The sequence below is a fragment of the Pseudomonas marginalis genome, assembly GCF_008692035.1.
Taxonomy (GTDB): domain Bacteria; phylum Pseudomonadota; class Gammaproteobacteria; order Pseudomonadales; family Pseudomonadaceae; genus Aquipseudomonas; species Aquipseudomonas marginalis.
Genome location: NZ_VTFG01000002.1, coordinates 1,202,008 through 1,227,880 on the forward strand (window position 1 = coordinate 1,202,008; position 25,873 = coordinate 1,227,880).

26 protein-coding genes are annotated in these 25,873 nt (G+C 62.3%); 12 read left to right on the forward strand and 14 right to left on the reverse strand.

What is annotated here, in order from left to right:
* Positions 1-2: 2 nt before the first annotated feature.
* Entirely contained in the window at positions 3-1,286 is a 1,284-nt protein-coding gene (gene hmgA / locus FX984_RS25725; protein WP_027604694.1) for a homogentisate 1,2-dioxygenase, read from the reverse strand.
* A gap of 120 nt (positions 1,287-1,406) precedes the next feature.
* Between hmgA and FX984_RS25730 the strand changes: the two genes are divergently transcribed.
* The gene (locus FX984_RS25730) at positions 1,407-2,186 is read left to right on the forward strand and encodes an IclR family transcriptional regulator (RefSeq protein WP_146476002.1); all 780 of its coding nucleotides are present in this window, start codon (positions 1,407-1,409) and stop codon (positions 2,184-2,186) included.
* Position 2,187: 1 nt separating this feature from the next.
* Here the strand turns inward: FX984_RS25730 and dacB are convergent, their stop codons facing one another.
* The 7 genes from dacB to FX984_RS25765 all read right to left on the reverse strand — a co-directional run bounded on the left by dacB (position 2,188) and on the right by FX984_RS25765 (position 9,652).
* A complete protein-coding gene (gene dacB, locus FX984_RS25735; RefSeq protein WP_146476004.1) occupies positions 2,188-3,633 on the reverse strand; it encodes a D-alanyl-D-alanine carboxypeptidase/D-alanyl-D-alanine endopeptidase in 1,446 nt (481 codons plus the stop codon).
* A 332-nt stretch (positions 3,634-3,965) separates the two neighbouring features.
* Positions 3,966-6,383, reverse strand: a complete 2,418-nt coding sequence (locus FX984_RS25740; RefSeq protein WP_146476006.1) for a TonB-dependent siderophore receptor — start codon at positions 6,381-6,383, stop codon at positions 3,966-3,968.
* Between the two features lie 109 nt (positions 6,384-6,492).
* Entirely contained in the window at positions 6,493-7,428 is a 936-nt protein-coding gene (locus tag FX984_RS25745) for a glutathione S-transferase family protein (protein ID WP_146476008.1), read from the reverse strand.
* 75 nt (positions 7,429-7,503) lie between these two features.
* The gene (locus tag FX984_RS25750) at positions 7,504-7,779 is read right to left on the reverse strand and encodes a GIY-YIG nuclease family protein (RefSeq protein WP_027604699.1); all 276 of its coding nucleotides are present in this window, start codon (positions 7,777-7,779) and stop codon (positions 7,504-7,506) included.
* Positions 7,780-7,815: 36 nt separating this feature from the next.
* Complete coding sequence (locus FX984_RS25755) at positions 7,816-8,286, reverse strand: nuclear transport factor 2 family protein (RefSeq protein ID WP_098480340.1); 471 nt, start codon at positions 8,284-8,286, stop codon at positions 7,816-7,818.
* A 96-nt stretch (positions 8,287-8,382) separates the two neighbouring features.
* The gene (locus FX984_RS25760; RefSeq protein WP_027604701.1) at positions 8,383-9,018 is read right to left on the reverse strand and encodes a response regulator; all 636 of its coding nucleotides are present in this window, start codon (positions 9,016-9,018) and stop codon (positions 8,383-8,385) included.
* 208 nt (positions 9,019-9,226) lie between these two features.
* Positions 9,227-9,652 (reverse strand): hypothetical protein, encoded by a 426-nt coding sequence (locus FX984_RS25765; RefSeq protein WP_146476010.1) that lies wholly within the window; start codon positions 9,650-9,652, stop codon positions 9,227-9,229.
* Positions 9,653-10,106: 454 nt separating this feature from the next.
* Between FX984_RS25765 and FX984_RS25770 the strand changes: the two genes are divergently transcribed.
* From FX984_RS25770 to FX984_RS25805, 8 genes are all read left to right on the forward strand, one after another.
* On the forward strand, positions 10,107-10,730 hold the full coding sequence (locus FX984_RS25770; RefSeq protein ID WP_027604702.1) for a DUF1120 domain-containing protein: 624 nt from the start codon (positions 10,107-10,109) through the stop codon (positions 10,728-10,730).
* 46 nt (positions 10,731-10,776) lie between these two features.
* Positions 10,777-11,391 carry a DUF1120 domain-containing protein gene (locus FX984_RS25775; protein WP_027604703.1) on the forward strand — a complete coding sequence of 205 codons (615 nt, stop codon included), beginning with the start codon at positions 10,777-10,779 and terminating at the stop codon, positions 11,389-11,391.
* Between the two features lie 29 nt (positions 11,392-11,420).
* Complete coding sequence (locus tag FX984_RS25780; protein ID WP_027604704.1) at positions 11,421-12,041, forward strand: DUF1120 domain-containing protein; 621 nt, start codon at positions 11,421-11,423, stop codon at positions 12,039-12,041.
* 85 nt (positions 12,042-12,126) lie between these two features.
* Positions 12,127-12,750: a DUF1120 domain-containing protein gene (locus FX984_RS25785; protein ID WP_146476013.1), complete on the forward strand. Its 624-nt coding sequence runs from the start codon at positions 12,127-12,129 to the stop codon at positions 12,748-12,750.
* A gap of 29 nt (positions 12,751-12,779) precedes the next feature.
* Positions 12,780-13,475, forward strand: coding sequence for a fimbria/pilus chaperone family protein (locus tag FX984_RS25790; protein ID WP_146476015.1), 696 nt, complete (start codon positions 12,780-12,782; stop codon positions 13,473-13,475).
* An 80-nt stretch (positions 13,476-13,555) separates the two neighbouring features.
* Complete coding sequence (locus tag FX984_RS25795) at positions 13,556-15,988, forward strand: fimbria/pilus outer membrane usher protein (protein ID WP_146476018.1); 2,433 nt, start codon at positions 13,556-13,558, stop codon at positions 15,986-15,988.
* Positions 15,985-17,115, forward strand: a complete 1,131-nt coding sequence (locus FX984_RS25800; RefSeq protein ID WP_146476021.1) for a DUF1120 domain-containing protein — start codon at positions 15,985-15,987, stop codon at positions 17,113-17,115. Before FX984_RS25795 ends, FX984_RS25800 begins: the two co-directional genes overlap by 4 nt.
* An 18-nt stretch (positions 17,116-17,133) precedes the next feature.
* Complete coding sequence (locus tag FX984_RS25805; RefSeq protein ID WP_146476023.1) at positions 17,134-17,784, forward strand: DUF1120 domain-containing protein; 651 nt, start codon at positions 17,134-17,136, stop codon at positions 17,782-17,784.
* Here the strand turns inward: FX984_RS25805 and FX984_RS25810 are convergent.
* Complete coding sequence (locus FX984_RS25810; RefSeq protein WP_146476025.1) at positions 17,781-19,046, reverse strand: CynX/NimT family MFS transporter; 1,266 nt, start codon at positions 19,044-19,046, stop codon at positions 17,781-17,783. The genes FX984_RS25805 and FX984_RS25810 overlap by 4 nt on opposite strands.
* Positions 19,036-19,695: a FadR/GntR family transcriptional regulator gene (locus FX984_RS25815; protein ID WP_092356653.1), complete on the reverse strand. Its 660-nt coding sequence runs from the start codon at positions 19,693-19,695 to the stop codon at positions 19,036-19,038. Before FX984_RS25815 ends, FX984_RS25810 begins: the two co-directional genes overlap by 11 nt.
* A gap of 159 nt (positions 19,696-19,854) precedes the next feature.
* Between FX984_RS25815 and FX984_RS25820 the strand changes: the two genes are divergently transcribed.
* A complete protein-coding gene (locus tag FX984_RS25820) occupies positions 19,855-20,166 on the forward strand; it encodes a type II toxin-antitoxin system MqsR family toxin (protein WP_027604712.1) in 312 nt (103 codons plus the stop codon).
* Positions 20,163-20,645: a type II toxin-antitoxin system MqsA family antitoxin gene (locus FX984_RS25825; RefSeq protein ID WP_098480346.1), complete on the forward strand. Its 483-nt coding sequence runs from the start codon at positions 20,163-20,165 to the stop codon at positions 20,643-20,645. Before FX984_RS25820 ends, FX984_RS25825 begins: the two co-directional genes overlap by 4 nt.
* 50 nt (positions 20,646-20,695) lie before the next feature.
* On the opposite strand, the gene FX984_RS25830 is transcribed toward FX984_RS25825, so the two are convergent.
* The 4 genes from FX984_RS25830 to FX984_RS25845 all read right to left on the reverse strand — a co-directional run bounded on the left by FX984_RS25830 (position 20,696) and on the right by FX984_RS25845 (position 24,865).
* On the reverse strand, positions 20,696-21,460 hold the full coding sequence (locus FX984_RS25830) for an amino acid ABC transporter ATP-binding protein (RefSeq protein WP_003171943.1): 765 nt from the start codon (positions 21,458-21,460) through the stop codon (positions 20,696-20,698).
* A gap of 11 nt (positions 21,461-21,471) precedes the next feature.
* Positions 21,472-22,569, reverse strand: a complete 1,098-nt coding sequence (locus FX984_RS25835; protein ID WP_027604714.1) for an amino acid ABC transporter permease — start codon at positions 22,567-22,569, stop codon at positions 21,472-21,474.
* 10 nt (positions 22,570-22,579) lie between these two features.
* Positions 22,580-23,761 carry an amino acid ABC transporter permease gene (locus FX984_RS25840; RefSeq protein WP_027604715.1) on the reverse strand — a complete coding sequence of 394 codons (1,182 nt, stop codon included), beginning with the start codon at positions 23,759-23,761 and terminating at the stop codon, positions 22,580-22,582.
* A gap of 72 nt (positions 23,762-23,833) precedes the next feature.
* The gene (locus FX984_RS25845; protein WP_027604716.1) at positions 23,834-24,865 is read right to left on the reverse strand and encodes an amino acid ABC transporter substrate-binding protein; all 1,032 of its coding nucleotides are present in this window, start codon (positions 24,863-24,865) and stop codon (positions 23,834-23,836) included.
* A 345-nt stretch (positions 24,866-25,210) separates the two neighbouring features.
* Here FX984_RS25845 and FX984_RS25850 point away from each other — a divergent pair, with 345 nt between their 5' ends.
* Positions 25,211-25,867, forward strand: coding sequence for an alpha/beta hydrolase (locus tag FX984_RS25850; RefSeq protein ID WP_027604717.1), 657 nt, complete (start codon positions 25,211-25,213; stop codon positions 25,865-25,867).
* Positions 25,868-25,873 lie beyond the last annotated feature (6 nt).

Consider the following 25,873-nt stretch of genomic DNA (forward strand, 5'->3'; position numbering starts at 1 on the left):
GGTTATCTCCGGTTCGGGTTGAAGGTGACGGGCAACGAGGCCCAGCACGCGTCATAGGAAGGTTGCAGTTGCGGGCACTCCAGGGCGAACTGAGTAGGACGCAGCACTTGGCTGGTCTCGAACATGAAGGCCATGGTGTTATCGATCTTGTGCGGTGCCAGGTCGACGTTGATGGCCTTGGTGCAGGTCTCGCCGTCCGGGCCGTGGGCGCTCATGCAACTGTGCAGCGACGCGCCGCCGGGCAGGAAGCCTTCGGCCTTGGCATCGTAGGCGCCCTGGATCAGGCCCATGTATTCGTTCATCAGGTTGCGGTGGAACCACGGCGGACGGAAAGTGTTCTCGGCCACCATCCAGCGCGGCGGGAAGATCACGAAGTCGAGGTTGGCCAGGCCGTGCACGCTGGTGGGCGAGGTCAATACGGTGAAGATCGACGGATCGGGGTGATCGAAGCTCACGGTGCCAAGGGTGTTGAAGCGGCGCAGGTCGTATTTGTACGGCACGTTATTGCCGTGCCAGGCCACCACGTTCAGCGGTGAATGGTCCAGCTCACAGGCCCACAGTTCACCGAGGAATTTCTGCACCAGCGTGGTCGGTTGCCTGAGGTCTTCGTAGTGGGCCACCGGGGTGAGGAAGTCACGCGGATTGGCCAGGCCGTTGCTGCCGATAGGCCCCAGGTCCGGCAGGCGCAGGGGCGCGCCGTGGTTTTCGGCGACGTAACCGCGCGCCTGTGCATCCAGCAGCTCGACACGAAATTTGAGGCCACGGGGCAACACCACAATGTCCAGCGGCTCGACGTCCAGCACCCCCAGTTCGGTGGCGATGCGCAGGCGGCCCTGCTCGGGGACGATCAACAGCTCGCCGTCGGCATTGAAGAACACGCGGTCCATGGAGCGATTAGCGCAGTAGTTATAGATGCTGATGCCCGAGGGTTTTTCCGACCCGGCGTTGGCTACCATGCCGACCAGGCCGTCGATAAAGTCTGTCGGCTCACTCGGAATATCCAACGGGTTCCAACGCAAGCGATTGGGCGTCACCGCGCCCAACGGACCGCCGGCCAGCTGCCGCTCCAGCTTGATAAACGCGGGGTGATTGGCCGATGGCTGGATGCGGTACAGCCAGGTGCGGCGGGCTTCGCTGCGTACCATGGTGAAGGCGGTGCCGGAAAACAGCTCGGTATACAGCCCGTAGGGGGCTTTTTGCGGGGAGTTCTGGCCGACCGGCAAGGCGCCGGGCAGGGCTTCGCTGGCGAATTCATTGCCGAAGCCCGACAGGTATTCGAGGTTCATGGATCATCCTCAGGGCGGAAGTTGTTTTTATCGTAATCCAGTTACGCATAACGTAATTTGATCACTATCGACCGTCAAGCTATAAAGACGCCCATTCATCTCTCGGATTCTCGCCCCTCCATGGAAAAGCCCCGCGACACCGGTAAACAGAAAGTCCACTCGGCCGAAGTGGGCACCGATATCCTCAAGGCCCTGGCCGAACTGTCGCCCTCCACGTCGTTGTCGCGGCTGGCCGACCACGTGCAGATGCCGGCGAGCAAGGTGCACCGTTATTTACAGGCGCTGATCGCCTCGGGTTTTGCCGAACAGAACGCCGCCACCAACCATTACGGCCTGGGACGCGAGGCGTTGCGCGTGGGCCTGGCCGCGCTGGGCAGCATGGACGTGCTGAAAGTCGGCGCGATGCCCCTGGCAGAGCTGCGCGACGAGTTGAATGAAACCTGCTTCCTGGCGGTATGGGGCAACCAGGGCGCGACGGTGGTGCAGATCGAACCGGCCGTGCGCGCCGTGACAGTGGTGACGCAATTGGGTTCGGTGTTGCCCCTGCTCAGTTCATCCACCGGGTTGGTGTTCAGTGCCTTCCTGCCGTCGCGGGAAACCGTCGAGTTGCGTGAGCGTGAAATCCAGGCCGGCACCGCCCATGCCCTCGCCGACGACCAGGCTTACGCCACCACCTGCGAACAAATCCGCAACCGTGGCCTGCACTTTGTGCATGGCCTGCTGATGCCGGGGGTGGATGCGCTGTCGGCACCGGTATTCAACGCGGTCGGGCACGTGGCGGCGGTGATGACCGTGGTCGGCCCCACCTCGCTGTTCCACGCCGACGAAGATGGCCCGGCGGCGCAACGCTTGCTGGCGGCGACCCGAGCCGTGAGTTGGCGGATGGGTTACCAGCCCTGAACTAGTCGTGCCACTGGGCCAGGGCAAGCGCCAGGCGGTTCTCGAGGGCGCGGACAGGGGCTGCGTCACTGAGGTAGTTATTGCTGATTATCGAAAACACCAGGCGTCGCCCCTCGGCATCGGTGATATAGCCGCTCAACGATGATACGCCGGCCATGGAGCCGGTCTTAGCGTGCAGGTTGTTTTCGGCAGCCGTCCCGCGCAGGCGATAACGCAGGCTGCCGCCGGTCATACGGTCGGCATTGCCGGCAATCGGCAAGGCGTTGTACCAGGCGTCGAACCAGGGTTGCCTGGCGGTGACCAGCAGCAGGTCCGTCAGGTTCTGCGCCGACACCAGGTTGCGTCGCGACAAGCCTGAGCCATCTACCTGGCTGAGCGTCGCCGGGGCCAGGCCCTGGCGCTGCATGAACGCCGCCACCGCCGCCACGCCCGCTGTCGCAGTGCCCGCGTTGGCGGTTTTGCGGCCCATGGCCTTGAGCAGGGCTTCGGACATGTTGTTGTTCGAGAGCTTGAGCAGCGGTGTGATCAAGTCCTGCAACGGCGCCGATTGATGCTCGACCAACACCGTCGCCGTCCCAGGGCTGGCCCCCCCGATCACGCGCCGCCCGAGCACCTGGATACCTTGCTGCGCCAGCGCCTGCTCAAACAGATTGGCCACCAGTTGCGTCGGTTCCCACACACTCACCCACTGCCGACTTTGCTTGCCCGGGGCGAGCGCGCCGCTGAGTTGCAGCAGGTTAGTGCCGTGCTGGCGGGTGATGGCGTAGCTGTTGCCGGGGCCGCTGACGGCACGGTTGCTCAGTTGCACGTAGTCGGTGGACGGGCTCACCACCACGTTCACTGGCTGGCCGAGGGCGACGGGAGCCTTTGCCGTGACGAGTAAGGTGCCTGCGTCAAAATCCGCATTCGGCGACACCGTCAACGCCGAAATCTGCGCGCCGTAGTAGGTGCTCTCATCGTCTTGCGCCCAATCCACGCCCAGGCGCTCGGCATCGAACCAGGTGTCGTCGAACACCAGGTCGCCTTGCACCTGGCGCACGCCCCGGCTCGCCAGCTGGGCCGCCAATGCCTGGTAATCGGCGAATTGCGTGGTCGGGTCGCCCAAGCCACGCAGGTACAGGTTACCGGCCAGGCGCTCGCCTTGCTGGGTGCCGTTGCTCAACAGCTGGGTGGAAAAACGGTAGTGCGGCCCCAGCACATCCATCGCCGCAGCGGTGGTGAGCAACTTGAGGTTGGAAGCCGGAATCAGACGGGTGCGCGGGTTGTGCTGATAGAGGGTACTGCCGCTGCGGGCGTCGCGCACCATGACGGAGACCATGGCGCCGTTGAGGACAGGATCGGCCAGCAGCTGATCCAGGGTTGAAGGCGTGGATGGCTGCGAAACACTCGCGCAGCCGCCCAGTAAAACGCTCAGGCACAGCAGGTGCAGCCATCTTCCAAAATGCATCAGTAACGTGTTCCGCAAAGCCATGGGTGGCCGCAACGCTAACAGCTCCGTACCTTTGTGGCGAGCGGGCTTATCCCGCGTTGGGTGGCGAAGCCGCCCTTACTGATGCCGTCGTGTTTTTTCAGGAGCACCGCAGAGTCTGTTTTGGGGCTGCTTCGCAGCCCAACGCGGGGCAAGCCCGCTCACCACAGGAAGCCCACTTACCAGAGGAAGCCCGCTCACCACAGGAAGCCCACTCACCAGAGGAAGCCCGCTCACCACAGGAGGCCCGCTTACCAGAGGAAGCCTGCCCACCACAAGGAGCACACTTGCCATAGGGAGCCCGCCAGGTTTTAGAACTCCAGGGTGCTGGACACCGATACCTGCCGCGCATCGCCCATGGACACAAACAGGCGACTGGCCGCCGAGGTGTAGTAGACGCGGTCGAACAGGTTCTTCACGTTGACCTGGAACTTGACCTTCTGCCCGTCGATCCTGGTGTCGTACGTGGCGAAGGCGTCCGCCACGGTGTAGCCCGGCAGGTTGAAGTCGTTGGCGGCGTCGCCTGCGCGCTCGCCGACATAGCGCGCACCGGTGCCCACGCGTAACTGATCGCCGCCGAAAATGTTGCCGAAGTCGTAGGCCACCGACAGTGAGCCGGTGTGCTTGGCCACGTTTTGCAGACGGTTGCCTTCCAGCGTCGGGTCGTTGTCCTTGATGTCTTCGGCGTCGGTGAAAGCGTAGCTGCCGATCAGGCTCCACTTGTCGGTCAACTGGCCGCTGGCGTCCAGTTCCAGGCCACGGGAACGCACCTGCCCTGCGATGCTGTAGATGGTGTTGGCGCCGGAGCCCACCGACACCAGCACATTGCGTTTGTCGATAGTGAACAACGCCGCGCTGGCGGTGATGCGCCCGGGGATGTCGAGCTTGGCGCCCAGCTCCCACGACTTGGACTCCTCCGGCGTGAGGTCGCCGGTCAACGTGCTGCCATTAAGCAGTGGGGCGATGGTGGAGTTGGGCTTGAACGACTCGGTGTAGCTGCCGTAGAACGACAACTCATCGGTGTAGCGGTACACCAGGCCGGCACGCGGCACCCAGGCCTGGCCGTTGCCGTCGGTGTTGGCCTTGAACGGCACGCCCTTGCCGGCGTACTGGTCATACATCTGATAGCGCGCACCGGCCACGAAGATCCACTGGTCAGTCAGGTGAATCGCGTCCTGGAAGAACAGCGAATCGCTGCGCAGCAGGTCGGTCTGGGCGCTGTCGGCGGCGCTGACGGTGGTGCCCGCAACTTCGTTGCCGTACACCGGGTTGTTGTAGTTGAAGGTACCGCGCGAGCTCTGGCGAATCAGGTCGGCGCGGTAGATCTTGCGGTACTCGTCGTCCAGGCCGAACACCAGGTCATGCTGCATGCCCAGCACATTGACCTTGCCTTCCAGGCTGGCCGTGGCGAAACGGTCGGTGGTGATCGCACCTTTGGTGCCGTCCATCTTGCGGGTCAGGGTGCCGTTGGTGTTCACCGCACTGACGCGCACCTGGCTGGCGTCGTAGGTTTCACGGTTCCAGCTGTAGCCGAAGTGGGCTTTCCAGTCGTCGTTCAAATCGTGGTCGGCTTCAAAGCGGTACAGGTCGGAACGGCCTTCCATGTTATTGAACGGCTCGTCCAGACGGCGAGTGGCGGGGATGTCCAGCGGGTGGTTGGACTTGTCGATGGCCGTGCCGCGGTCGAACGGCGAGAGAAATTCGCGGTGTTCGTAGGCGAACAACAACTTGGTGGTATCGCCGTACCAGGCCAGGGACGGCGCCACCAGCGACTCGCGGTGGGTGCCGAAATTGCGCCAGTAGTCTTCGTCTTCATGGTCGACGATCAGGCGATAGGCCAGGCCCGAATCGCCGATGGGGCCGGTGGTGTCGAGGTTGCCGCCGCTGCCGTTCTTGCCATCCCCGAAAGTCGAGCCGCGCACGGTCAGGGACGCGGCCTGGGTCAGTTGCGGTTTTTTGCTGACGATATTGACCACGCCGCCCGGGTCCTGGATGCCATACAGCAGCGACGACGGGCCCTTGAGCACTTCGACCCGTTCTGCGGTTGAATTCAACGCCCGGCCCTGCACCACCGGCATGCCATCGCGCATGATCGAGCCGTTACGGTTATCGCCGAAGCCGCGCAGCATCACCGCGTCCTGGGTGCTGGCCAGGGTGTTGGCCTGGGTAATGCCGCTGATATTGGCCAGGGCGTCATCCAGGTTGCGCGGGGTCTGGTCGCGCAACACTTGGGCGGGGACCACGTTGACGGTCTGCGGGGTTTCCAGCAGCAACGCGCGGGAACGCATCACCGAGCTGGTGGGCGGGGGCTGGTAGCTGGTGCTGTCCTCGGTTTGGCCGACACCGCTGATGGTGGTCGCGCCGAGGTTGAGCGCGCCCTCGGTGGGCACGGGTTCCAGAGCCAGGGTGCGGGCATCGATCTGGCGGAAAGTGAAACCGGAGTTGCCCAGCAGACGTTGCAGGGCCTGGGTCGCGCTCATTTGCCCGCTGACCGCCGGCGCACTGAGGCCGTAAGGCGCTTCATCGGTGTAGATCACGCTGATCCCGGTGACCCGGCTGAAATCGCTCAAGGCCTGGGGCAACGGTTTGGCAGCCAGGGCAAAGGTGAACCGGGCGCTTTGCTGCTCCTGCGCCTGCGCCACGCCGAGGGGCAGCAATGCCAGCCCCGACACCGCCAATACCGAGGCTCCCAGCCACTGTTTAACCCAACCGCCCGCCGTCGACTTCATGCTGTGAGAACCCGTGTAGAAAACGCTGTTAATGCGAATAGATCGCAGTTTCAAGCACTACACGGATGGACTGACGGTTTACCTCACCTTTATTTGCAAATATTTTTATTTATTGCGCCTGAATGCAAAAACCCAAGCGTGGGAAATGCACATGCACGGTGCCGGCGCGTTCATCGGTGCGACGCAGGATCAGCTCTTCGCGCCCGGCAAACAGCAGTTCACCGGCCACGGGGTCGGTGCCGTAGTCAGTGGCCGAGATGGTCACCTGCTGGCCGGGTTTGAAGCCGTTCAAGTCCTCGAAAACCTCATCGGACAGCGCAGTGGGCGTAGCGTTACGCGCCACTTCCAGCGCTTGCTCGGCGCTGATCTCACTGGCAGTGCCATGGCCAAAGCTCAGTACGCGGTCCAGCCACGCCGCCACAGCGGGATACGCATCCACCAACGGCGCAGTCACCGATGAGCCCTTGAGGAACCACAGCGGATGGGCCAGGGCAAAGTCGGCAATCGACGGTTCACCAAACAGGAAGTCCCCCGTCGGGTGCTGCAATTGCTGATCGATACGATGGATGATCGCCGGCCATTGATGCTTGGCCTGGTCCAGTTGCACGCGGGCGGCGGTGCCACCGCTGAACAATTTGCTGCGGTCAGCCACCAGCACCTGGAGCATTTGCGGCGGTACCTTGGCAAATTTGACGGCCAGGGATTCAGGCTGGAACACCAGCGCCACGGCATGGGAAAACACTACCGAGTCGGCCCAGGCGGCGAAGCCTTGGGTAACCAGTTCCAGGCCTTGGGGAAACAGCGTCGGGGCGGATTTTTCCTGCTCCAGGCGTCGGGCGATCAAGGCGGTGTCGCAGTAGATGTCGGCACCGACTTGCAGCACCGGCGTCTTGCGATAGCCGCCGGTCAAGGCGGTGAGGCCGGGCTTGGGCATCACCGGCGAGATGCGCACGGAATACCAGGACAAGCCCTTGAAGCCCAGCATCAGGCGGGCTTTTTCAGCAAAAGGGGATTGCGGGTAGTGGTGGAGAATCAACTCAGACATGCCAGGCTCCGCTCGATAGGTAAGCGGCTAGCTTAGCCTGCAAAACCCCAGGCGGGGACGATGGCAACCCATCAGTCAAATCAATGAGCCACTTGCGGCCAGGCACTCCTTGGCGCTTTTCTTCAACTTCTTGATCAAGCGCTCCTGGCGCAACGCCTCGCCTTTGCTCGCGCATTGCTCCGTGTACACCAGCGCGACCGCCGGGCTGGACAGGAAAAACCGTGCGCCCTTGCCGCTCTGATGCGCGGCAAAACGGCGCACCGGGTCATTGCTGATGCCGCAATACAACGCGCCATTGGCGGCGCGTACCAGGTACACAAACCAGGGTTTGGGTTCAGAAGGATCAGTCACGGGTCGATTCGGTAAACCAGAAGAGCGCCAAGCTTATCAACGACCGGCCTGGAATGCCCTGAGACCTTTGAGCGCCTGGGCACGCACGGCGTTTTTCAGGGCCGGCGACCAGCCCAGCAACAGGCCCTTGAGGCCCAGGGCCTGGCGCGACCAGCGCCACAGATCGAAGTGGTCGTGGTGTTCGCAGATCTTGCCATCACGAAACACAAACCGCGCGCCGATATCGTTGACCACCGTGTTACCGGTGGCGCTGAACAGGTAGGTCGCGACCCAATGCGCGCTGCCGGTGGTTTCATCGCTGCGCACATGGTCGAACGTCAGGGAGAAATCCTTGGCCCGGGTGGTGAGCATGCGCCACATATCGCCGGCGTCATGCCCGCGCAACTCACCGAAGGCCGGGTCGCTGAACAGCACATCCTCGGTGTAGCAGGCCGCCATGGCCTCGGCATCCAGCCGCTGGAAAGCGCTGTAGAACTCGGTGATCAGGGCATTGTGTGCGTCGCTCATGGGCAGGTTCCAGACCAGGGGTTATAAGCCGTCCAAGATAGTCCGGGCGCCGGTAAAACTCTATCGCCATTTACACCGGGAATGCCCCACCCGGCGCTACGGCACCATGCCGCAGCTGCGGGCGTAGGCAAACAGGTCCACATCGGTGGAGATGCACAGCCGGCTCATGGCCGTGCTTTTCTGCTTGCTGATCGTGGAAATACTGCGATTGACCCGGGCCGCAATCTGGCTGACGGTCATGCCGCTGGCCAGCATCCTGACCACTTCGCGCTCCTTGCTGGACAGCTGCGGCTGTTGCAACTGATCGCCGGTGCCCGCCTCCACCAACTGCGCGCGCAGGCATTCACTGACAAACGTCTCGCCCCTGGTCACTGTAGCGATAGCGGTGGGCAGCTCCCGGGCCGAGGCGCTCTTGGCGACAATCGCCCGTGCCCCGTGGGCAAAGGACGCACGCAGCGTCGCCACATTGGCGAACATGGTGACCAGAATCACCGGCAAAGTCGGGTACTGGCGCCGCAACAGCCCCAGCAGTCCGTAGCCGTCGGCCTGCTGGCCGCCGGGCATGGCGAAGTCAGTCACCAGCACGTCACACGCCACGCTGCCCAGCAACTTGAGCAATTCATCGGGACCGTCGGCCTCACCGACCACTGTGCATCTACCGCCCGCCTCAATCACCACCCGTTGCCCGATGCGCACAATGGGATGATCGTCGGCAATAATTACACGCAACATAAATACCCACGAATGATGGCAACTTGGAATTGGCGCAAAAATACCTGTGTCTTCTTGTCTCAACAACCACTCGACGCAGCCGGCTCCGGATCGCGCCCAGCGTTTGATAGATGGCATCTTTACGCCTACAAAATAAAAAGAAATTACCTACATCCAAGACCTTCAGCGCACAGTAATAACCTCCTACAAACTTTCGAACCCCGAAGACTCATAACTTACTCAGATAAGCCATGTACCCCCGCAAGTTGCGCTGGAAGGCTTGCAACTGCGGCGTATTCGCCACCACACCATCGGCCTGGACCCGCGCAATCAACTGCTCGCCGCAACGCTCCAGGTCGACTCCGCCGACAAAGGCCAGGCTGCCCACCAAACGGTGCAATCTTTCCACCAGCAAGGGCGCATCGGCGCGGGCCTGCGCCAGGTCCAGCCAGGCATCGTCTTCCCGTGCTTCCTCAATCAGGCTGGCCACCGCCCGATTCACCATCTCATCACTGCCGAAAATCTCGATCAGGCTGGCTCGCGTCGGCCATGCAATCGCGCCTGGACGACAAACCGGCTCCTCCACCGACGGTGGCAAGGGTGAGGGTGCCAACTTCAGGACAGGTACTCGCTTGGAAAATACCCTTGTCACCATGGTCACCTCACTGTGCTTACATTGATTGCTCAGCCCATGAGTTCATTAACATCCACTTGAATAGGAGCGGGACGTTGCAACAGCCAAATAAACGAACAGCGTGCAACATCCCCATGGCACTCATGTGACTGTCATAAGCGACAATGAATAGCCTTGCGGACAGGGAAAAGACGATACAACAACTACGAAAAACCCAACTTTCCTACAATCCAAAACATTAATTCCCACGAACTTGCACTCAAATACTGACTACTCCGATTGTCGTAATAGTTGTATTTCCCTCGCCACTCCCCCCGGCTAAATTGCCGCCACCCCCAAAGAGGGGATGGATCGGCCCGTTTCGTCGATCCCAGCAAGACACCACCCGCCGCCCTGCTCGCCGCCTTCCACAAAAAGCTCGGACGATGCCGTGCGCAAGCCTTTATCAGCCAGCCCCTTAGTGGAACCTATAGAAATGAGCAAGTCCCTCACCCTGTTCAGCGCCGCCCTGTTGCTCACCAGTGCCTTGCCTGTCTTGGCTGCCAGCACGGTGGATCTGACGGTCAAAGGTTTGATCACGCCCAGTGCGTGTACGCCCAACCTGCCGGGCGCAGTGGATTTCGGAAAAATTTCCGCGAAAGACCTGAACCTCGACAGCCAGACCCCGCTGCCCACACAAACCGTACAACTGTCCGTCAGTTGCGAGGCATCGACGCTGTTTGCCATCAAGCCTTTCGACAACCGTGCCGGCTCCTCTACCCGCCCCGCCTCGTTCGGACTGGGCCTGATCAACGAGACGGAGAAACTGGGCAGGTACTTCCTGACCATGCGCAATCCCGTCGCCGACAAGCCGTCGACCTTGCTGGTGTCGTACACCGAAGGCCGTTGGACGTGGCTCGCAGAAGACGACACCGTTGAGCCCAACTACCTGATTGCACTGGGAGGCCTGGACGAAACGATTGGCTGGCAGCCTCACCCGCTGCAGGACATGAGCGTGGAGATTGTGCTCAACACCGCGATCGCGCCGGCCAACACACTGACGCTGACCAACGAGGTGGCACTGGATGGTTCTGCGACCTTTGAAGTGAAGTACCTGTAGTGCTTACCCCGCGTCCATCGACCCTGCTCAAATGGTGATTGCCCCTATGAACCTATTTGTCACTCGCGCAGCACTGTTGCTGTTGTTTACGCCAGCGGTGTTTGCCGCCAGCAATACCGACCTCACCGTCAAGGGCAGCATCACGCCCAGCGCCTGCGCGCCGCTGATTTCCGGGGGCGGCGTGGTCGACTTCGGGAAAATGTCGGCCAAGTCGCTCAATGCCGAGCAACACACCGTGTTGCCCAACCAGAACATGCAATTGAGCGTCCGTTGCGAAGGGCCGACATTTTTCACCCTCAACACCATTGATAACCGCGCCGGTTCTTCGGCCAACCATGATCACTGGCATGGCCTGGGCATGACCCCGAACGATGAAAAGATCGGCGGCTCGACCTTCCACCTCTACACCCCCGTGGCCGACGGCGCGGCTGCACGCATCATTACCTCAAGCGATGGCGGGGTGAGCTGGGCCCCCACCAACCAGTTGAACCATATCTGGCTGACCGCCGTTGCAAGCAGCAATGGCCTGGTGCCCATCGCCGTCCGCGACTTTGACGCGCAGATCCGCCTGTACACCCACGTCGCCCCCGCCGACCGCCTGACCCTGCTGGACGAAGTCCCCATCGACGGGCACGCCACCGTTCAACTCAAGTACCTGTAATTCCGCCTATCGAAAGGAGTTCGCTCACCATGAAAACCCTGTTCAGTGCCGCTGCCACCAGCTTGATGCTGCTCACCTGCGCCACCGCCCATGCCGCCTCCACCGTGGACCTGACCGTCAAGGGCCTGATCGTGCCCAGCGCCTGTACCCCCAACCTGTCCGGCGGCGGCGTCATCGACCACGGGAAGATTTCCGCCAAGGACCTGCGCCCGGACAACCCTACCCACATCGGTAAGAACGTCATGACGATTGCGGTGGTCTGTGATGGTGCGACCTCGTTTGCCCTGAATGCGATCGATAACCGCGCGGACTCCGCAATAATGGCGAGTCTCTTCGGACTGGGCTTTATCAACGGTACGCAAAAACTGGGCTGGTTCGACCTGATGTTGCAAAACGCCGTCGCCGACGGCGTACAGGTGGAAACCATCGCTTCCGGCGACGGGGGCAATACCTGGTACAAGGAAAAGTTCTGGGACCCGGGCCTGTACATGTCGGTCGCCACCACGGATGACACCACCCAGCCGGTGCCCGTGAAGGAATTGGTCATGGAGATGGAGGTCAGCACCTCGATTGCCCGCACGGACAGCCTGGACCTGAGCAACGAGGTCACCCTCGACGGGTCGGCCACCCTGGAAGTGAAGTACCTGTGATGCCGGGGATGCCATGCCATGCCAGGCCAGTCCTGCCATGGCCTCCCTTACAGATCGGCCACCGTCTCCCAGCCAGTGATGCCCTATGAACACGCCCGCCACGCTTTTCGCTGCCCTGCTGACACTGACCTTCGCCGCCCCGGCGTGGGCCGCCTCTATCGTCGATATCACCGTGACCGGCCGGTTGACCCCGGACGCCTGTCACGTCGAGCTGTCGGAAGACGGTATGGTTGACCATGGCAAGATTCCCTCCCATACGCTGAGCAGTGATGAATTCACCCTGATGCCGAGCCGACTCCTGGAGCTGTCCGTACAGTGCGCCCGGCCCATGCTGTTTGCGCTGGTGGGCCTGGACAACCGTGCGGAGTCGGCGCTGGCCCCAGGGGTCTTCGGCTTGGGCAGGAACATCCATGCCCCCGAAGAACGCCTCGGCGGCGTGGCGCTGTCCTATCGCAACCCACTGGGCGACGCGCAACCCATGCAGGTGCTGATTTCCCTCGACAACGGTGAAACCTGGACGCCTCGCCCCAACGCCGCGCCCAAGGCCTACACCGGTTTTGCCCTGCCGGGGGATCGCCAGCCGGATTTCATCAGGCATCTGAGCGCCCAACTGCACATCGAAACCTCGATCAACTTTTCCAACTACCTGACCCTGGATCAAGAGGTGCCGCTGGATGGCTCCATCGTCCTGGATCTGCGCTACCTCTGACTCCTCTCCTGCCCAATGGAACTCTTGTCATGACGACACTACTTTTGAACATTGCGACCCTGGCATTGCTGTTCAGCATGAATGCCCGGGCTGATGGCATGGTCCCCGACACCTCCGTGGTGATCGTCTACGAAAGCGACGGCGAAGCCAGCGTTTCGGTGACCAACACCGACAGTCAGCTGGCCCTGCTGCACGTGACCCTGGAAGATATCCCGGAAGACAACGAGCCCTTGCTGGTGGTCACCCCGCCGTTGTCGCGGGTGGAGCCGACGAAATCGCAACTGGTGCGTTTCATCCTGCAAGATCATTTGCCGCTCAAGAGCCAGCGCCTCAAACGCGTGATTTTCGAAGGCATGCCCAAGGGCCGCCCCGCAGCCGAGGCCGGACATGCACGGGTGGGTGTCACCGTGCGCCAGAACCTGCCGGTGATCATTCATCCCAAGGGCCTGGCGCCCAATCGCACGCCCTGGACCGGCTTGACCTGGTCCCTGGAAAACAACCAATTGCTGGTCAGCAATGACACGCCGTATGTGGTGCGGCTGGCCCAGGAACTGCGCCTGCTGCCCGGCGACGGCAAGGCGATGCTGCCGCGCACCTACGTGTTGCCGGGTGAGCGCCTGCGTGTGCCGGCAACCGCCGCCGGCGCCCGCATGGTAAGACTGCAACCGGCCACCCTGTATGGTTTCGCCGTCGCCGCCTACGACGCGCCGCTCACCCTCCCCTGACGCAAGACGACGTGACGGCCTGACAAGCGCCGCTAAGACGCGCAGCCGCCCAATATTCGAATGCCTTGGTGAAAACAGTCGTGAATGATCGTGACGGCAACGCCGTGCCCGCCGCTCCACCCCGCCTTGCCTTACCCGTGCTGTTGTTGACCTTTGTCTTGTTCCCCGAAGAGGTACGGGCCGACGAGTACGCAGGCTTTGATACCAAGACCCTGGACCAGCGCGGCATCGACCCGCAACTGGCGAGCCTGCTACTGGATGCCCCGCGCTTCACGGCAGGCACACACGCCGTGACCTTGCGGGTCAACGGGCAACGCCGCGGCCGCCTGCAGGCCCGTTTCGATGAGCACGGCGCCCTGTGCTTTGACCGCGCGCTGCTGGACACCGCCAATCTGCGGGTCCCGGCGGACAGCGGCCCGTGCCATGACGTGCTCGCCCGCTTCCCGCAGAGTCTGGTCGAGCCGGACCCGGCCAGCCTTACCGTATCGCTGGTGGTGCCAAGCGAAGCCTTGCGCCCCCTGCAGCAGGACATCTCGGGGTACCAGGCAGGCGGCGTCGCGGGCCTGCTCAACTACGACCTCAGCGGGTTCTACAACCGCTTCGGCGACGACGCCAGCCGTTTCGGCTCGGCCAATACCGAGGTCGGCTTCAATGCGGGCGACTGGATCGTGCGCAGCCGCCAGGTGCAGACCTGGCAGGATGGCCTGTCACGCAGCACCCACCTGGAAGCCTATGCCCAACGCACCTTTGCCCGTTATCAAACGGTGCTGCAGGCCGGGCAAGTCAGCCTCTACAACCCGGTGTTGTCCGGCGCCCAGATCACCGGCGTGCAGGTATTTACCGAACAAGCCCTGCAAGACCAGGAACAGGGCGCGACCATCGAGGGCATCGCCAACAGCCCCGCACAGGTCGAGGTGCGGCAGAACGGCGCGCTGATCCACTCGACGGTGGTCCCCGCCGGCCCGTTCGCCCTCACCGATGTACGGCGCTTGAACACCCGCTCGGATGTGGAGGTAACGGTCAAGGAAAGCACGGGCGGCGAACGGCGCTTTACCGTACCGGCGGCGATGCTTGGCCTGGGGCTGCCGGCAGCCGGTTACTCGGTGGCGGCAGGACGCGTGCGCAATATGGGTAACGCTCAAGGTGACGATCCGTGGGTGGTCAGTGCGGGCTGGAACGGCGCCGTGCATCCGCAATTGTCCGTGGGCGGTGGCGTGCTGGCCGCCAGCCAATACCGTGGAGTGGGAGCAAGCATGGCCTGGTTGCCCGGGCTGGACAGCCAGTTGCAGCTGGCCAGCCAACTCTCCGATGCCCAGGCCCGCGACAAGGCACAGGGTGTACAAACCGATCTTTCCTGGGCCCAGCGCCTGGGTGAACAATGGTCATTCAGTCTCGCCAACTCCTGGCGCACCCCAGGCTACCGCGAGCTGGAGGAAGCCACCTACGCAGCCCAACCCGACCGGCACCGCAGCACACGCTATCGCGATCAACAAAGCGCCACCCTGGGCTGGTCGCACCCGTGGCTCGGGGCATTCAGCGCCGGGCTCTCGCGCTCCAGCAATTTTGACGGGGCCAACAGCAGCCGCGCGCTGGCGTCCTGGGGGACGAGCGTCAACGGCGTTTCGCTGTCGGCCAGTGCCGAATGGCAGATGGGCGGGCGCCAGCAACAGGACAACGCGGTGTACCTGAACCTGAGCCTGCCCCTGGGCGAGAGTCGCCGGGCCCGCGCCTGGGTGCGCAACTCGGGCGGCGAGCACCGTTCCGGGCTCGGCCTGAACGAACAGGTCAACGACCAACTCAACTACCGGGTCAGCGCCGAGTACGACAGCCGCGACCGCCAGGTGGAGACCAGCGTGGGCCTGTCCGCCCTGCCGCGCTACAGCCAGTTGGACCTGAGCTACAGCCGCAGCGACGCCGAACGCTCGAGTTACCAGGGCGGTGCCCGTGGCGCGATGGTGGTGCATGGCGGCGGGATGACGTTCTCGCCGTACCCGGTGCGCGACACCTTCGCCCTGGTGTCGGTGGGCGACATGAGCGGCATCAAGCTCAGCACCCCCAGCGGCCCGGTCTGGACCGATTGGCAAGGCCAGGCGGTGGTTTCCCAGGTCAATGCGTACGGACGCAGCCCGGTCGAGGTACAGACCCGCTCGCTGCCACGCAACGCCGATATCCACAATGGCCTGGCAATGATCTCGGCCGGGCGTGGTGCGGTGGATCGCGTCGAGTTCGGCGTCGCGCTGACGCGCCGCTTGCTGCTGACGGTACGCACCGACCAGGACCAGCCGTTGCCCCGTGGCGCCACGGTGAGCACCGCCGAGGGTGAATTCGTCACCCTGGTCCAGGACGGCAGCCAGGTGTTCCTGCCCAATGTGCTGGAGCACACCACGCTGTGGGTCGGCACCGCAGGCAAACACCGCTGTGAATTGCGCTTTGAATTGCCGGCCAAAGCAAATCCGACGGTGTATTACGAAACCGCCCCCGCCCTCTGCCATAGCCCCGAGGATGATCGATGACAGCCCTACGACTAGGCATCGCCTGCGTGCTGATGGGCGCGCTCAATAGCGCCCTGGCCCAGGACGAATGCCGCCTGAACGTCAGCGAGGCGTTGCTGGATTTTGGCCTGATGAACCGCGCCGCCCAGCGCGACAGCGCCCCACAGCGTTTGCTCGGCGAGCGGCGCCTGAGCCTGACGTTCACGTGCCCGCACCCCACCGACCCGAGCCTGTTCTATCGCGCTTTGGCGACAAGCGCAGAGCGCTGGCAATTTACCGAGCAGGGCAGCTACACCCTCCACGCCAGCGACGCTGTACTGGATGGCCAGGCGGTGGCCCTGGGGTTGCTGCCCGCCAGCGGCCAGCCTGCCGTCGCCACAGGTAACAGCCTGGATTGGCGGCCGGGCCACGGGATTGCGCCGGTCCAGAACGGTACGCTGCTGACGGGCAAGCACTTTTCACTGCAACTGAGCGTCAACGCCTGGGCCGACAGCGCCGCCACCCGCGTCAGGGATGCCACCACCTGGGAAGTCTCCGGCACGGTCTACCACCGTCCCAGCGATCGCTACCGCGAACTGACACTGCAGGCGCATTTCGCTCCCGTGGCCTGTGTACCGCAGTTGTCTAATGGAGGGCTGGTGGATTACGGCACGCTGGCGGCCAAAGACCTGAACGCCACCCACGAAACCCCACTGCCCACCCGCACCCTGCAGTTTTCTGTCAGTTGCGACGCCGCCACCCCCTTCGCCTTGAAGATGCACGACAACCGCAACGGCTCGGCGACCGGAGGCACCGATGAAACCGCCTACGGCCTGGACCTGGACGCCAGCCAGAACAAGATCGGGCGCTACTACCTGAACATCGACCCGGCCGAATTCAGCGCCGACGCCCTCGGCACGCTGTATCGCACCGACTCCACCAGCGGCGGGGTGGCCTGGAGCAGTTCCAGTGCCCGGCAGATCCCCATCGCCGCCAACAGCCTCATGGGGTTCACCGACCGCGCCGCCAGCACGTTGGGGCCGGTACCGATCCAGCACCTGGCCGGCACGGTGCGCCTCAAGGCCTACCTGGCGCCGACCCAGGCCCTGGACTTGCGCAACGTGGTGTACATCAACGGCTCCGGCACCCTCGAAATCATCTACCTGTAACCCATTGGAACCCGCCCCATGAAAACCCCCGGCATCACCCTGCTCTCCCTGCTGTTACTGGGGAGCGCGCTCCCCGCACAGGCCGCCTCGCGCGTGGACCTGGCGGTCAAGGGCCGCATCACGCCCACCGCCTGTACCCCGCAGTTGTCCAACGGCGCGTTGATCGACTACGGCAAGATCTCCCACCAGGACCTGAACGCGGACAAAAATACGCGCCTGCCGGTCAAGCTGCTGCAAGTCAGCATCGCCTGCAACGCCTCGAACCGCTTCGCCTTGCGCATGCACGACAATCGCGACGGTTCGGCCATGGTCAACAGCGAGATTTACTACGGCCTGGGCCTGGACAACAGCGGCAACCGTATCGGCCTGTACGCCATGACCTTCGACCCCAGGCAGACCCTGGTCGACAGCACCACGCAGGTGTATGGCACCGAGTCCACCACCGGTGGCGTGGCCTGGCGCACCGCCAACCTCAACCCCATCAATATCGGCGCCAACAGTTACCTGGGCTTTACCGGCATCGCCGGCAGCACGGCCGGGCCCTCGGCAATCCAGGAGCTGATCAGCACGGTCAAGGTCGAAGCCGTGATCAATGCCACGCAAAACCTGGACCTGAGCAGCGATACCCGACTCGACGGCCTTGCCACGCTGGAGGTGGTGTACCTCTAGACTTTCTCGCTGCTGACCTGCACATACTGCGCCCGCCCCGCCCCCAGCCCGGCAATGATGGCGCCCAGGCCGATGACCGCGAAAATCCAGCCGATGGCCGACCAGCCGCCCGTCCAGTCGTGCACCAGGCCCACCGCAAATGGGCCAATGGACGCCAGGGTGTAGCCAAAGCCCTGGGCCATGCTCGACAGGTTGGCCGCCACATGGGAGTCGCGCGAGCGCAGCACGATCAGGGTCAGCGCCAGGCTGAACGTACCGCCCTGGCCCAGGCCGAGCAGGATCGCCCAGCCCCACAGGCCGTCCAGCGGTGCATACAGGCAACCGAACAAACCGCCGAGGGTCAGCAGCATCACCACTACGATCGCCAGGCGCTGGTCTTTGCCACGGGTGGCGAGCCAGGGTGCGGCGAGGGAACTGAACAATTGCATGACGATAGAGCCGGACAACGCCAGCCCGGCTTCGGTGGCGCTCAGGCCACGACCGATCAGGATCGACGGCAGCCAGCCAAACACGATGTACGACAGGGACGATTGCAGGCCCATGTACAAGGTGACCTGCCAGGCCAGCGGATCACGCAGCAGGCCCTTCACTCGGTAGGCGACCTGGTGGGTGGCGTGTCTGCGGCCGACCTGCGGTAACCAGAACAACGCCGCCGCCAACGCCGGCAGAATCCAGAAGCCCAGACCAATGGTCCAGCGGTCACCGAAGTAATGACTCAGCGGCACCGTGGCACCGGCGGCCAACGCCGCGCCCAGGCACAGGGCCATGGTGTAGACGCCGGTCATGGCACCGGCCTGCCTGGCGAAATCACGCTTGATCAGGCCCGGCAGCAAGACGCCGATGATGCCGATGCTCGCACCGGCGATCAGGCTGCCGACGAACAAGCCCACTTCGCCAAAAGCGCTGCGCAGGATGATGCCGGCGGCCAGGGTCAGCAAAATCCCCAACACCACCCGCTCGGCGCCAAACCGCCGGGCCAGGATCGGCGCCGTGGGTGCGAACAGGCCGAGGCACAACACCGGCAGGGTGGTGAGCAAACCGGCCTTGGCCGCCGACAACCCCAGGCTGCTGGAGACGTCGGCCAGCAATGGCGCCACGCTCGACAACGCCGGACGCAGGTTCAAGGCCACCAGGATCAGGCCCAGCAGCAGCAACCAGGGGCGACTCACCACCGGGTGGCTGCTTTGCACCACGTCGTCGTCGGCCTCGGCGTCGATCAACAGTTCGTCCAACTCGCTCGTACGCTTGGTTTCAGGGTTCATTGATCAACTGCCGGCAAAGGGATTTGGCGCGTTCCGGGTCCTGGTGTTCCACGGCTGCGAGCAGGGCGATATGCAGGTCGAACACCGCCTGGCGACGCGGCGAAATGTTCAGGGTCTGGCGCAACTGCGCGCCGACGATGGCGGAAAAGTACTGGTACAGCTCGCTCAACGCCGGGTTGTGCGCGGCGTCCACCAGGCGTTTGTGGAACAGCAGGTCGGCGCTGATATAGGCCTCGAGGTCACCGTGGTACAGCACCGCGCTGGCCTTGAGTGCCTCATGCAAAGCGGTGAGGTCGGCGTCGGTACGGCGCACCGCCGCGAGCCCGACGGCCTCCACTTCCAGGATCTGCCGCGTCTCCTGCGCCTGCTCCAGGGTGCAGTGGGATAACGCGCGCATGGCCCCCAGCGGGTCGGTCATCGAGCGCAGGTAACTGCCGTCGCCCTGGCGGATCTCGATCAACCCGGAGAACGCCAACACGCGCATGGCCTCGCGCACGGTGTTGCGGCTGATGCCCAGCTCGGCGGCCAGCTCCGGCTCGGTGGGCAGGCGTTCGCCGATGGCCCACCGGCCTTCGCTGATGCGCCAGCGCAATTGCTCAAGGGCCTGGTCCACCAGGGAGCGTTTGATCAAGGGGGCGATGTCTGTCATGGAATGCAGGCTTTCGTCCAATCATAGGATGAATTTTCCTACAGCCTATTCAGAGTTGCCTACAAAGGCAACGCACTAGGGTTCTTAGGCAGGAAAAGGAGCAGTATTTTCGATTGGTAAAATTACCCTCAAAGGGTAATTATTCGGCTCAGGTGTCTTATGGAAAAGTACACACCTCATTACGATCTGGCGGTGATCAAGGCGGACGTCAGGCGGCTTGGAGGCCGGGCATTTACGCTCGCAGCAAAGCAAACAGGCGCGCGGCTCGGTCTGAATATCAAGGAGATGCAAGAGGTCGTTTTCGAACTACAAAACAGGATGTTGTACAAATCGATGACCACGTATGCCGATCACCGGGTGTGGCAGGACGTGTACCACATCAATTCACACGGTCTGGAGATTTACATCAAGGTCACTTACTGCACAGCCGGTAACCCTCCAGTGATCTCCTTCAAGAAGAAGAGCTCATGAACACTCAACATTGCTTCATTTGCGGTGCACCCGACGCCATGAGGCGCTTCGAAAGCCGCAGCGAAACCCTCCGTGTCAACGGTATGGAACGGCGTGTCGATGACCTGTCTGGCTGGGAATGCCAACTGTGCGGCGACGGCATGCATGACCCTGACAGCTCCGACCGCTATAGCGCCGCCAGCGATGAACTGGTCCGTACCGCGCGGACAATGATCGGCAACGAGATGAAACGCATCCGTCGCAAGCTGCACCTTACGCAGAAAGAAGCCGTGCAACTGTTGTCCGGTGGCGGTCACAACGCTTTTTCACGTTATGAACGCGGTGAGCTTCTGCCACCGAAGCCACTGGTTCTATTGATGCGATTGTTGGACCGTTACCCTCACCTGCTCGCCGACGCCAGGGTCTTGGCCGAAGGCGCTGACCTGCGGGGCTTCACCCATACCGCGAACACAGGGCAGGAGGCGCTCAAGGCCTCCTGAACAGACAAAAATAAACCCGGCCAGGCCGGGTTTATTTTTTCAGGCATCGATCAATGCAGGATCTGGCTCAAGAACAGCTTGGTCCGGTCATTCTGCGGGTTGTCGAAGAAGTCATTCGGCGCCGCCTGTTCGACGATCTCGCCCTTGTCCATGAAAATCACACGGTTGGCCACGGTGCGCGCGAAACCCATTTCGTGGGTCACGCACAACATGGTCATGCCGTCTTCGGCCAGGCCGATCATGGTGTCGAGTACTTCCTTGACCATTTCCGGATCGAGGGCCGAGGTCGGCTCATCGAACAGCATGATTTTCGGCTTCATGCACAGGGCGCGGGCAATCGCAACGCGCTGTTGCTGGCCGCCGGACAGTTGCCCCGGAAACTTGTGGGCCTGCTCCGGGATGCGCACACGCTCCAGGTAGTGCATGGCGATTTCCTCGGCCTTGCGCTTGGGCATCTTGCGCACCCACATCGGCGCCAGCGTGCAGTTCTGCAGGATGGTCAGGTGCGGGAACAGGTTGAAGTGCTGGAACACCATGCCGACTTCACGGCGGATCGCTTCGATCTGCTTGAGGTCGTTGGTCAGTTCCACGCCATCGACCACGATGCGGCCCTGCTGGTGCTCTTCCAGACGGTTGAGGCAACGGATGGTGGTGGACTTGCCCGAACCCGACGGGCCGCACAGCACGATACGCTCGCCCTGCTTGACGTTGAGGTTGATGTCTTTCAACACATGGAACTGGCCGTACCACTTGTTGACGCCCTGCATCTGGATAATGCCTTCAGGGCTCACAGGCTGTTTGATCGCTTCGCTCATAACATCAACTCCTAACGCTTGTGGCCTGTGTCGAGCTTGTGTTCCAAATGAATGGAATAGCGCGACATACCAAAACAGAAAATCCAGAACACCAGGGCGGCAAACACATAGCCTTCGGTGGCCATGCCCAACCATTTAGGGTCGGCGGCGGCTTGCTTGACGCTGTTGAGCAGGTCGAACAGGCCGATGATAATCACCAGGCTGGTGTCCTTGAACAAGGCGATAAACGTGTTGACGATGCCCGGGATCACCATCTTCAGGGCTTGCGGCAGAATCACCAGGCCCATGCTGCGCCAGTAACCCAGGCCCATCGCCGCGGCCGCTTCGTACTGACCTTTAGGGATCGCCTGCAAACCGCCACGCACCACCTCGGCCACGTAGGCCGACTGGAACAGGATCACGCCGATCAACGCCCGCAGCAGCTTGTCGATGCCCATGCCTTCGGGCAGGAACAACGGCAGCATCACCGAGGACATGAACAGCACGGTGATCAACGGCACGCCGCGCCAGAACTCGATGAAGGTCACGCAGACCACACGAATCGCCGGCATGTTCGAGCGCCGCCCCAAGGCCAGCACAATCCCCAGCGGCAAGGCACCGGCGATGCCGACAGTGGCGATGACCAGGGTCAGCATCAGGCCGCCCCATTGGCTGGTTGCCACATTGGTCAGCCCGAAGATCCCGCCGTGGAGCAGGAAGTAGGCGATGATCGGGTACAGCACCAGGAAGCTCAGGCCATAGACCGCCTTGCGTGGGAAACGCGAGATGAACAACGGCGCCACGCCGACGATGGCCAGCCACACGGTCAGGTCCACACGCCAGCGCAGGTCGCCGGGGTAGTAGCCGTACATGAACTGCCCGAAGCGCTGCTGGATAAACACCCAGCACGCGCCTTCCTTGGTGCAGTCGGCGCGGGTGGTGCCGACCCAGTTGGCATCGAGGATGGCCCACTGCAGGATCGGCGGCACCACCAGGTAGATCAGGTAGAACGCCAACAGCGTCAGCAGGGTATTGAGCCAACTGGAGAACAGGTTGGCGCGCATCCAGGCCATCGGTCCGAAGACTTTGCTCGGCGGCGGCATATCAGGTTTGAAAGTATGCGAACTCATGTGCGTTTCCTCACCGCTCGATCAGCGCAATGCGCTTGTTGTACCAGTTCATCAGCAGGGAAATGCTGATGCTGATCGCCAGGTACACACTCATGGTGATGGCAATAACCTCGATGGCCTGGCCGGTCTGGTTGAGCACCGTGCCGGCAAACAGCGAAACCATTTCCGGGTAACCGATACCGGCGGCCAGCGACGAGTTCTTCGCCAGGTTCAGGTACTGGCTGGTCAGCGGCGGAATGATCACCCGCAGGGCTTGCGGGATGATGACCTTGCGCAGCGTCGGCCCAGGGCGCAGGCCCAGGGAGCGCGCAGCTTCGGTCTGGCCGTGGCTGACGGACTTGATGCCCGAACGCACGATCTCGGCGATAAACGCTGCCGTGTACACGGTAAGCGCCAGGGTCAGGGCCAGCAGTTCAGGGATCAGTACCCAGCCGCCGACAAAGTTAAAACCTGAAAGCTTTGGCATTTCCCAGTGCAGCGGCGCGCCGAAGATCAAGGCACACAACGCCGGGATCACGATAAACAGCGCCAGGCCCGCCCAGAACTTGTGGAAGGGTACGCCGGTCGCCTCAAAGCGCTTGTTGGCCCAACGCGCCATCAGCACGATTGCCACGATGGCAACCACGATGCTGGCCACAAACGGCCAGAACCCGTCAGCGGCCAGCGCTGCGGGCATGTTCAGGCCACGGCTGCTGACAAAGAAGGTGTCACCGAAGTTATGGCTGTTGCGCGGCCCCGGCATGGTCAGGAACACCGCGAAGTACCAGAACAGGATCTGCAGCAGCGGCGGAATGTTGCGGAACACTTCCACATACACGGTCGCCAGCTTGTTGATCATCCAGTTCGGTGACAGGCGCGCCACGCCGATGATGAAGCCCAGCAGGGTCGCCAGGATCACCCCGATAAAGGTCACCAGCAACGTGTTGAGCAGCCCGATCACAAAGACACGGGCATAGCTGTCCGATTCGGTGTAGTCGATCAAATGCTGCGCGATGCCGAAGCCGGCACTGCGCTCAAGAAAGTCGAAACCCGAGGTAATGCCCCGGTGCTGAAGGTTGGTCTGGGTATTGTCGAAGAGGTACCAGCCCAGCGAGATCACCGCCACAATCGTGATGATCTGGAAGAGCCACGCACGCACTTTGGGATCGCTGAAGCTGAGCTTCCGATTTGGTGCGCCGATTTGTTTTTGCATGAAGTGCCCCGGAAAGAATGGAACAGAACATCACCCGGCGGTTGGCCCACCGGGTGACAGAACCATCAGCGATCAGCGCACAGGCGGTGCGTATTGAATGCCGCCGTTGTTCCACAGCGCGTTCAGGCCGCGGTCGATTTCCAGCGGGGTGCTCTTGCCCAGGTTGCGCTCGAACACTTCACCGTAGTTACCGACTTGCTTGACGATCTGTACGACCCAATCCTTCTTCACTTTCAGGTCTTTGCCGTATTCGCCGTCAGCACCGAGCAGACGCGCAACGTCCGGGTTCTTGGTGGACTTGGCTTCAGCTTCAACGTTTTTGGACGTGATGCCGGCTTCTTCAGCGTTGAGCATGGCGTAGCCCACCCAGCGCACGATGGCCAGCCACTCGTCATCACCGTTACGCACGACCGGGCCCAGCGGTTCCTTGGAAATGGTTTCCGGCAGAACTACGTAGTCTTTTGGCGAGGCCAGCTTGCTGCGCTGGGCGAACAGTTGGGACTTGTCGGAAGTCAGTACGTCGCAACGACCGGATTCCAGCGACTTGGCGCTTTCATCGGAGGTGTCGAAGGTGATCGGGGTGTATTTGAGGTTGTTGCCACGGAAGTAGTCGGAAACGTTCAGCTCAGTGGTGGTACCGGCCTGGATGCAGATGGTTGCACCGTCCAGTTCCTTGGCACTTTTGACGCCCAGCTTGTTGTTAACCAGGAAGCCGATGCCGTCGTAGTAAGTGATGAAGCCCGGGAATTTCAGGCCCATGCCCGCATCGCGGGAGCTGGTCATGGTGGTGTTGCGCGACAGGATGTCGACTTCGCCGGATTGAAGCGCGGTGAAACGCTCCTTGGCGTTCAACTGGCTGAATTTGACCTTGGTGGCGTCGCCGAAAACGGCAGCGGCCACGGCGCGGCAAACGTCAGCATCGATCCCGAGGATCTTGCCGCTGGCATCCGGTACCGAGAAGCCCGGCAAGCCGTCACTCACGCCACATTGCACAAAGCCTTTCTTCTGCACGGCGTCCAGAGTGGCGCCAGCCTGGGCGAAACCACTGACACCCAGTACAGCCGCCGCGCTAACGATGGCCAGGGTGGATTTCAATACCTTCATTCAAACCTCCAGTTGCTCTTGTTGTGTCGAAGCTCCAACCTCAGCGCACCCTTATGAGGCGATATCGACCCGTGTTGGCTTTTTTTAGGGTCAAGCGGCATGAGGCTTTCGCGGTAATTCCAGCGGCTATCCCAGAAGCGGCAGTCACTGATAGTGTTACCGTCCAGGGAAAGTTCTGACATCGACCTACACATAGCAAGGCGCGTACCAGAGTGGCGGCTGAGTCGTTTCAGCCCCTCGTCAATGGAAAAAGATTCAACCTTGCGACATTCTCTTAACAGATCAACCTGTCGCGCACCGTTCCGACGCACCCAATCGGAGCGCACGCACATATATGGAGCAGACATGACCGAACCCTTGATTCTTCAGCCCGCCAAGCCCGCAGACGCCTGCGTAATCTGGTTGCATGGCCTGGGTGCCGATCGCTACGACTTCCTGCCGGTGGCCGAGGCGCTGCAGGAAAGCTTGCTGTCCACCCGCTTTGTTTTGCCCCAGGCACCGACCCGTCCGGTGACGATCAATGGTGGCTACGAGATGCCCAGCTGGTACGACATCAAGGCCATGAGCCCGGCCCGCTCGATCAGCCTGGAAGAGCTGGAAGTGTCAGCAAAAATGCTGACCGATCTGATCGAAGCACAGAAGAGAACCGGAATAGACGCTTCGCGGATTTTCCTCGCGGGCTTTTCCCAAGGTGGCGCCGTGGTATTCCACACCGCGTTCCTGAATTGGGAGGGGCCATTGGGCGGCGTCATCGCCCTCTCCACCTACGCGCCCACCTTCAGCGATGAGCTTGAATTGTCGGCCAGCCAACAACGCATTCCAACGCTGTGCCTGCACGGCCAGTACGACGAGGTGGTACAGAACGCCATGGGCCGCAGCGCCTACGAGCACCTGAAAACCCGTGGTGTCACCGTGACATGGCAGGAATACCCAATGGGCCACGAAGTGTTACCCCAGGAGATTCACGATATAGGGACTTGGTTGACCGCTCGCCTGGGCTGAACCCCA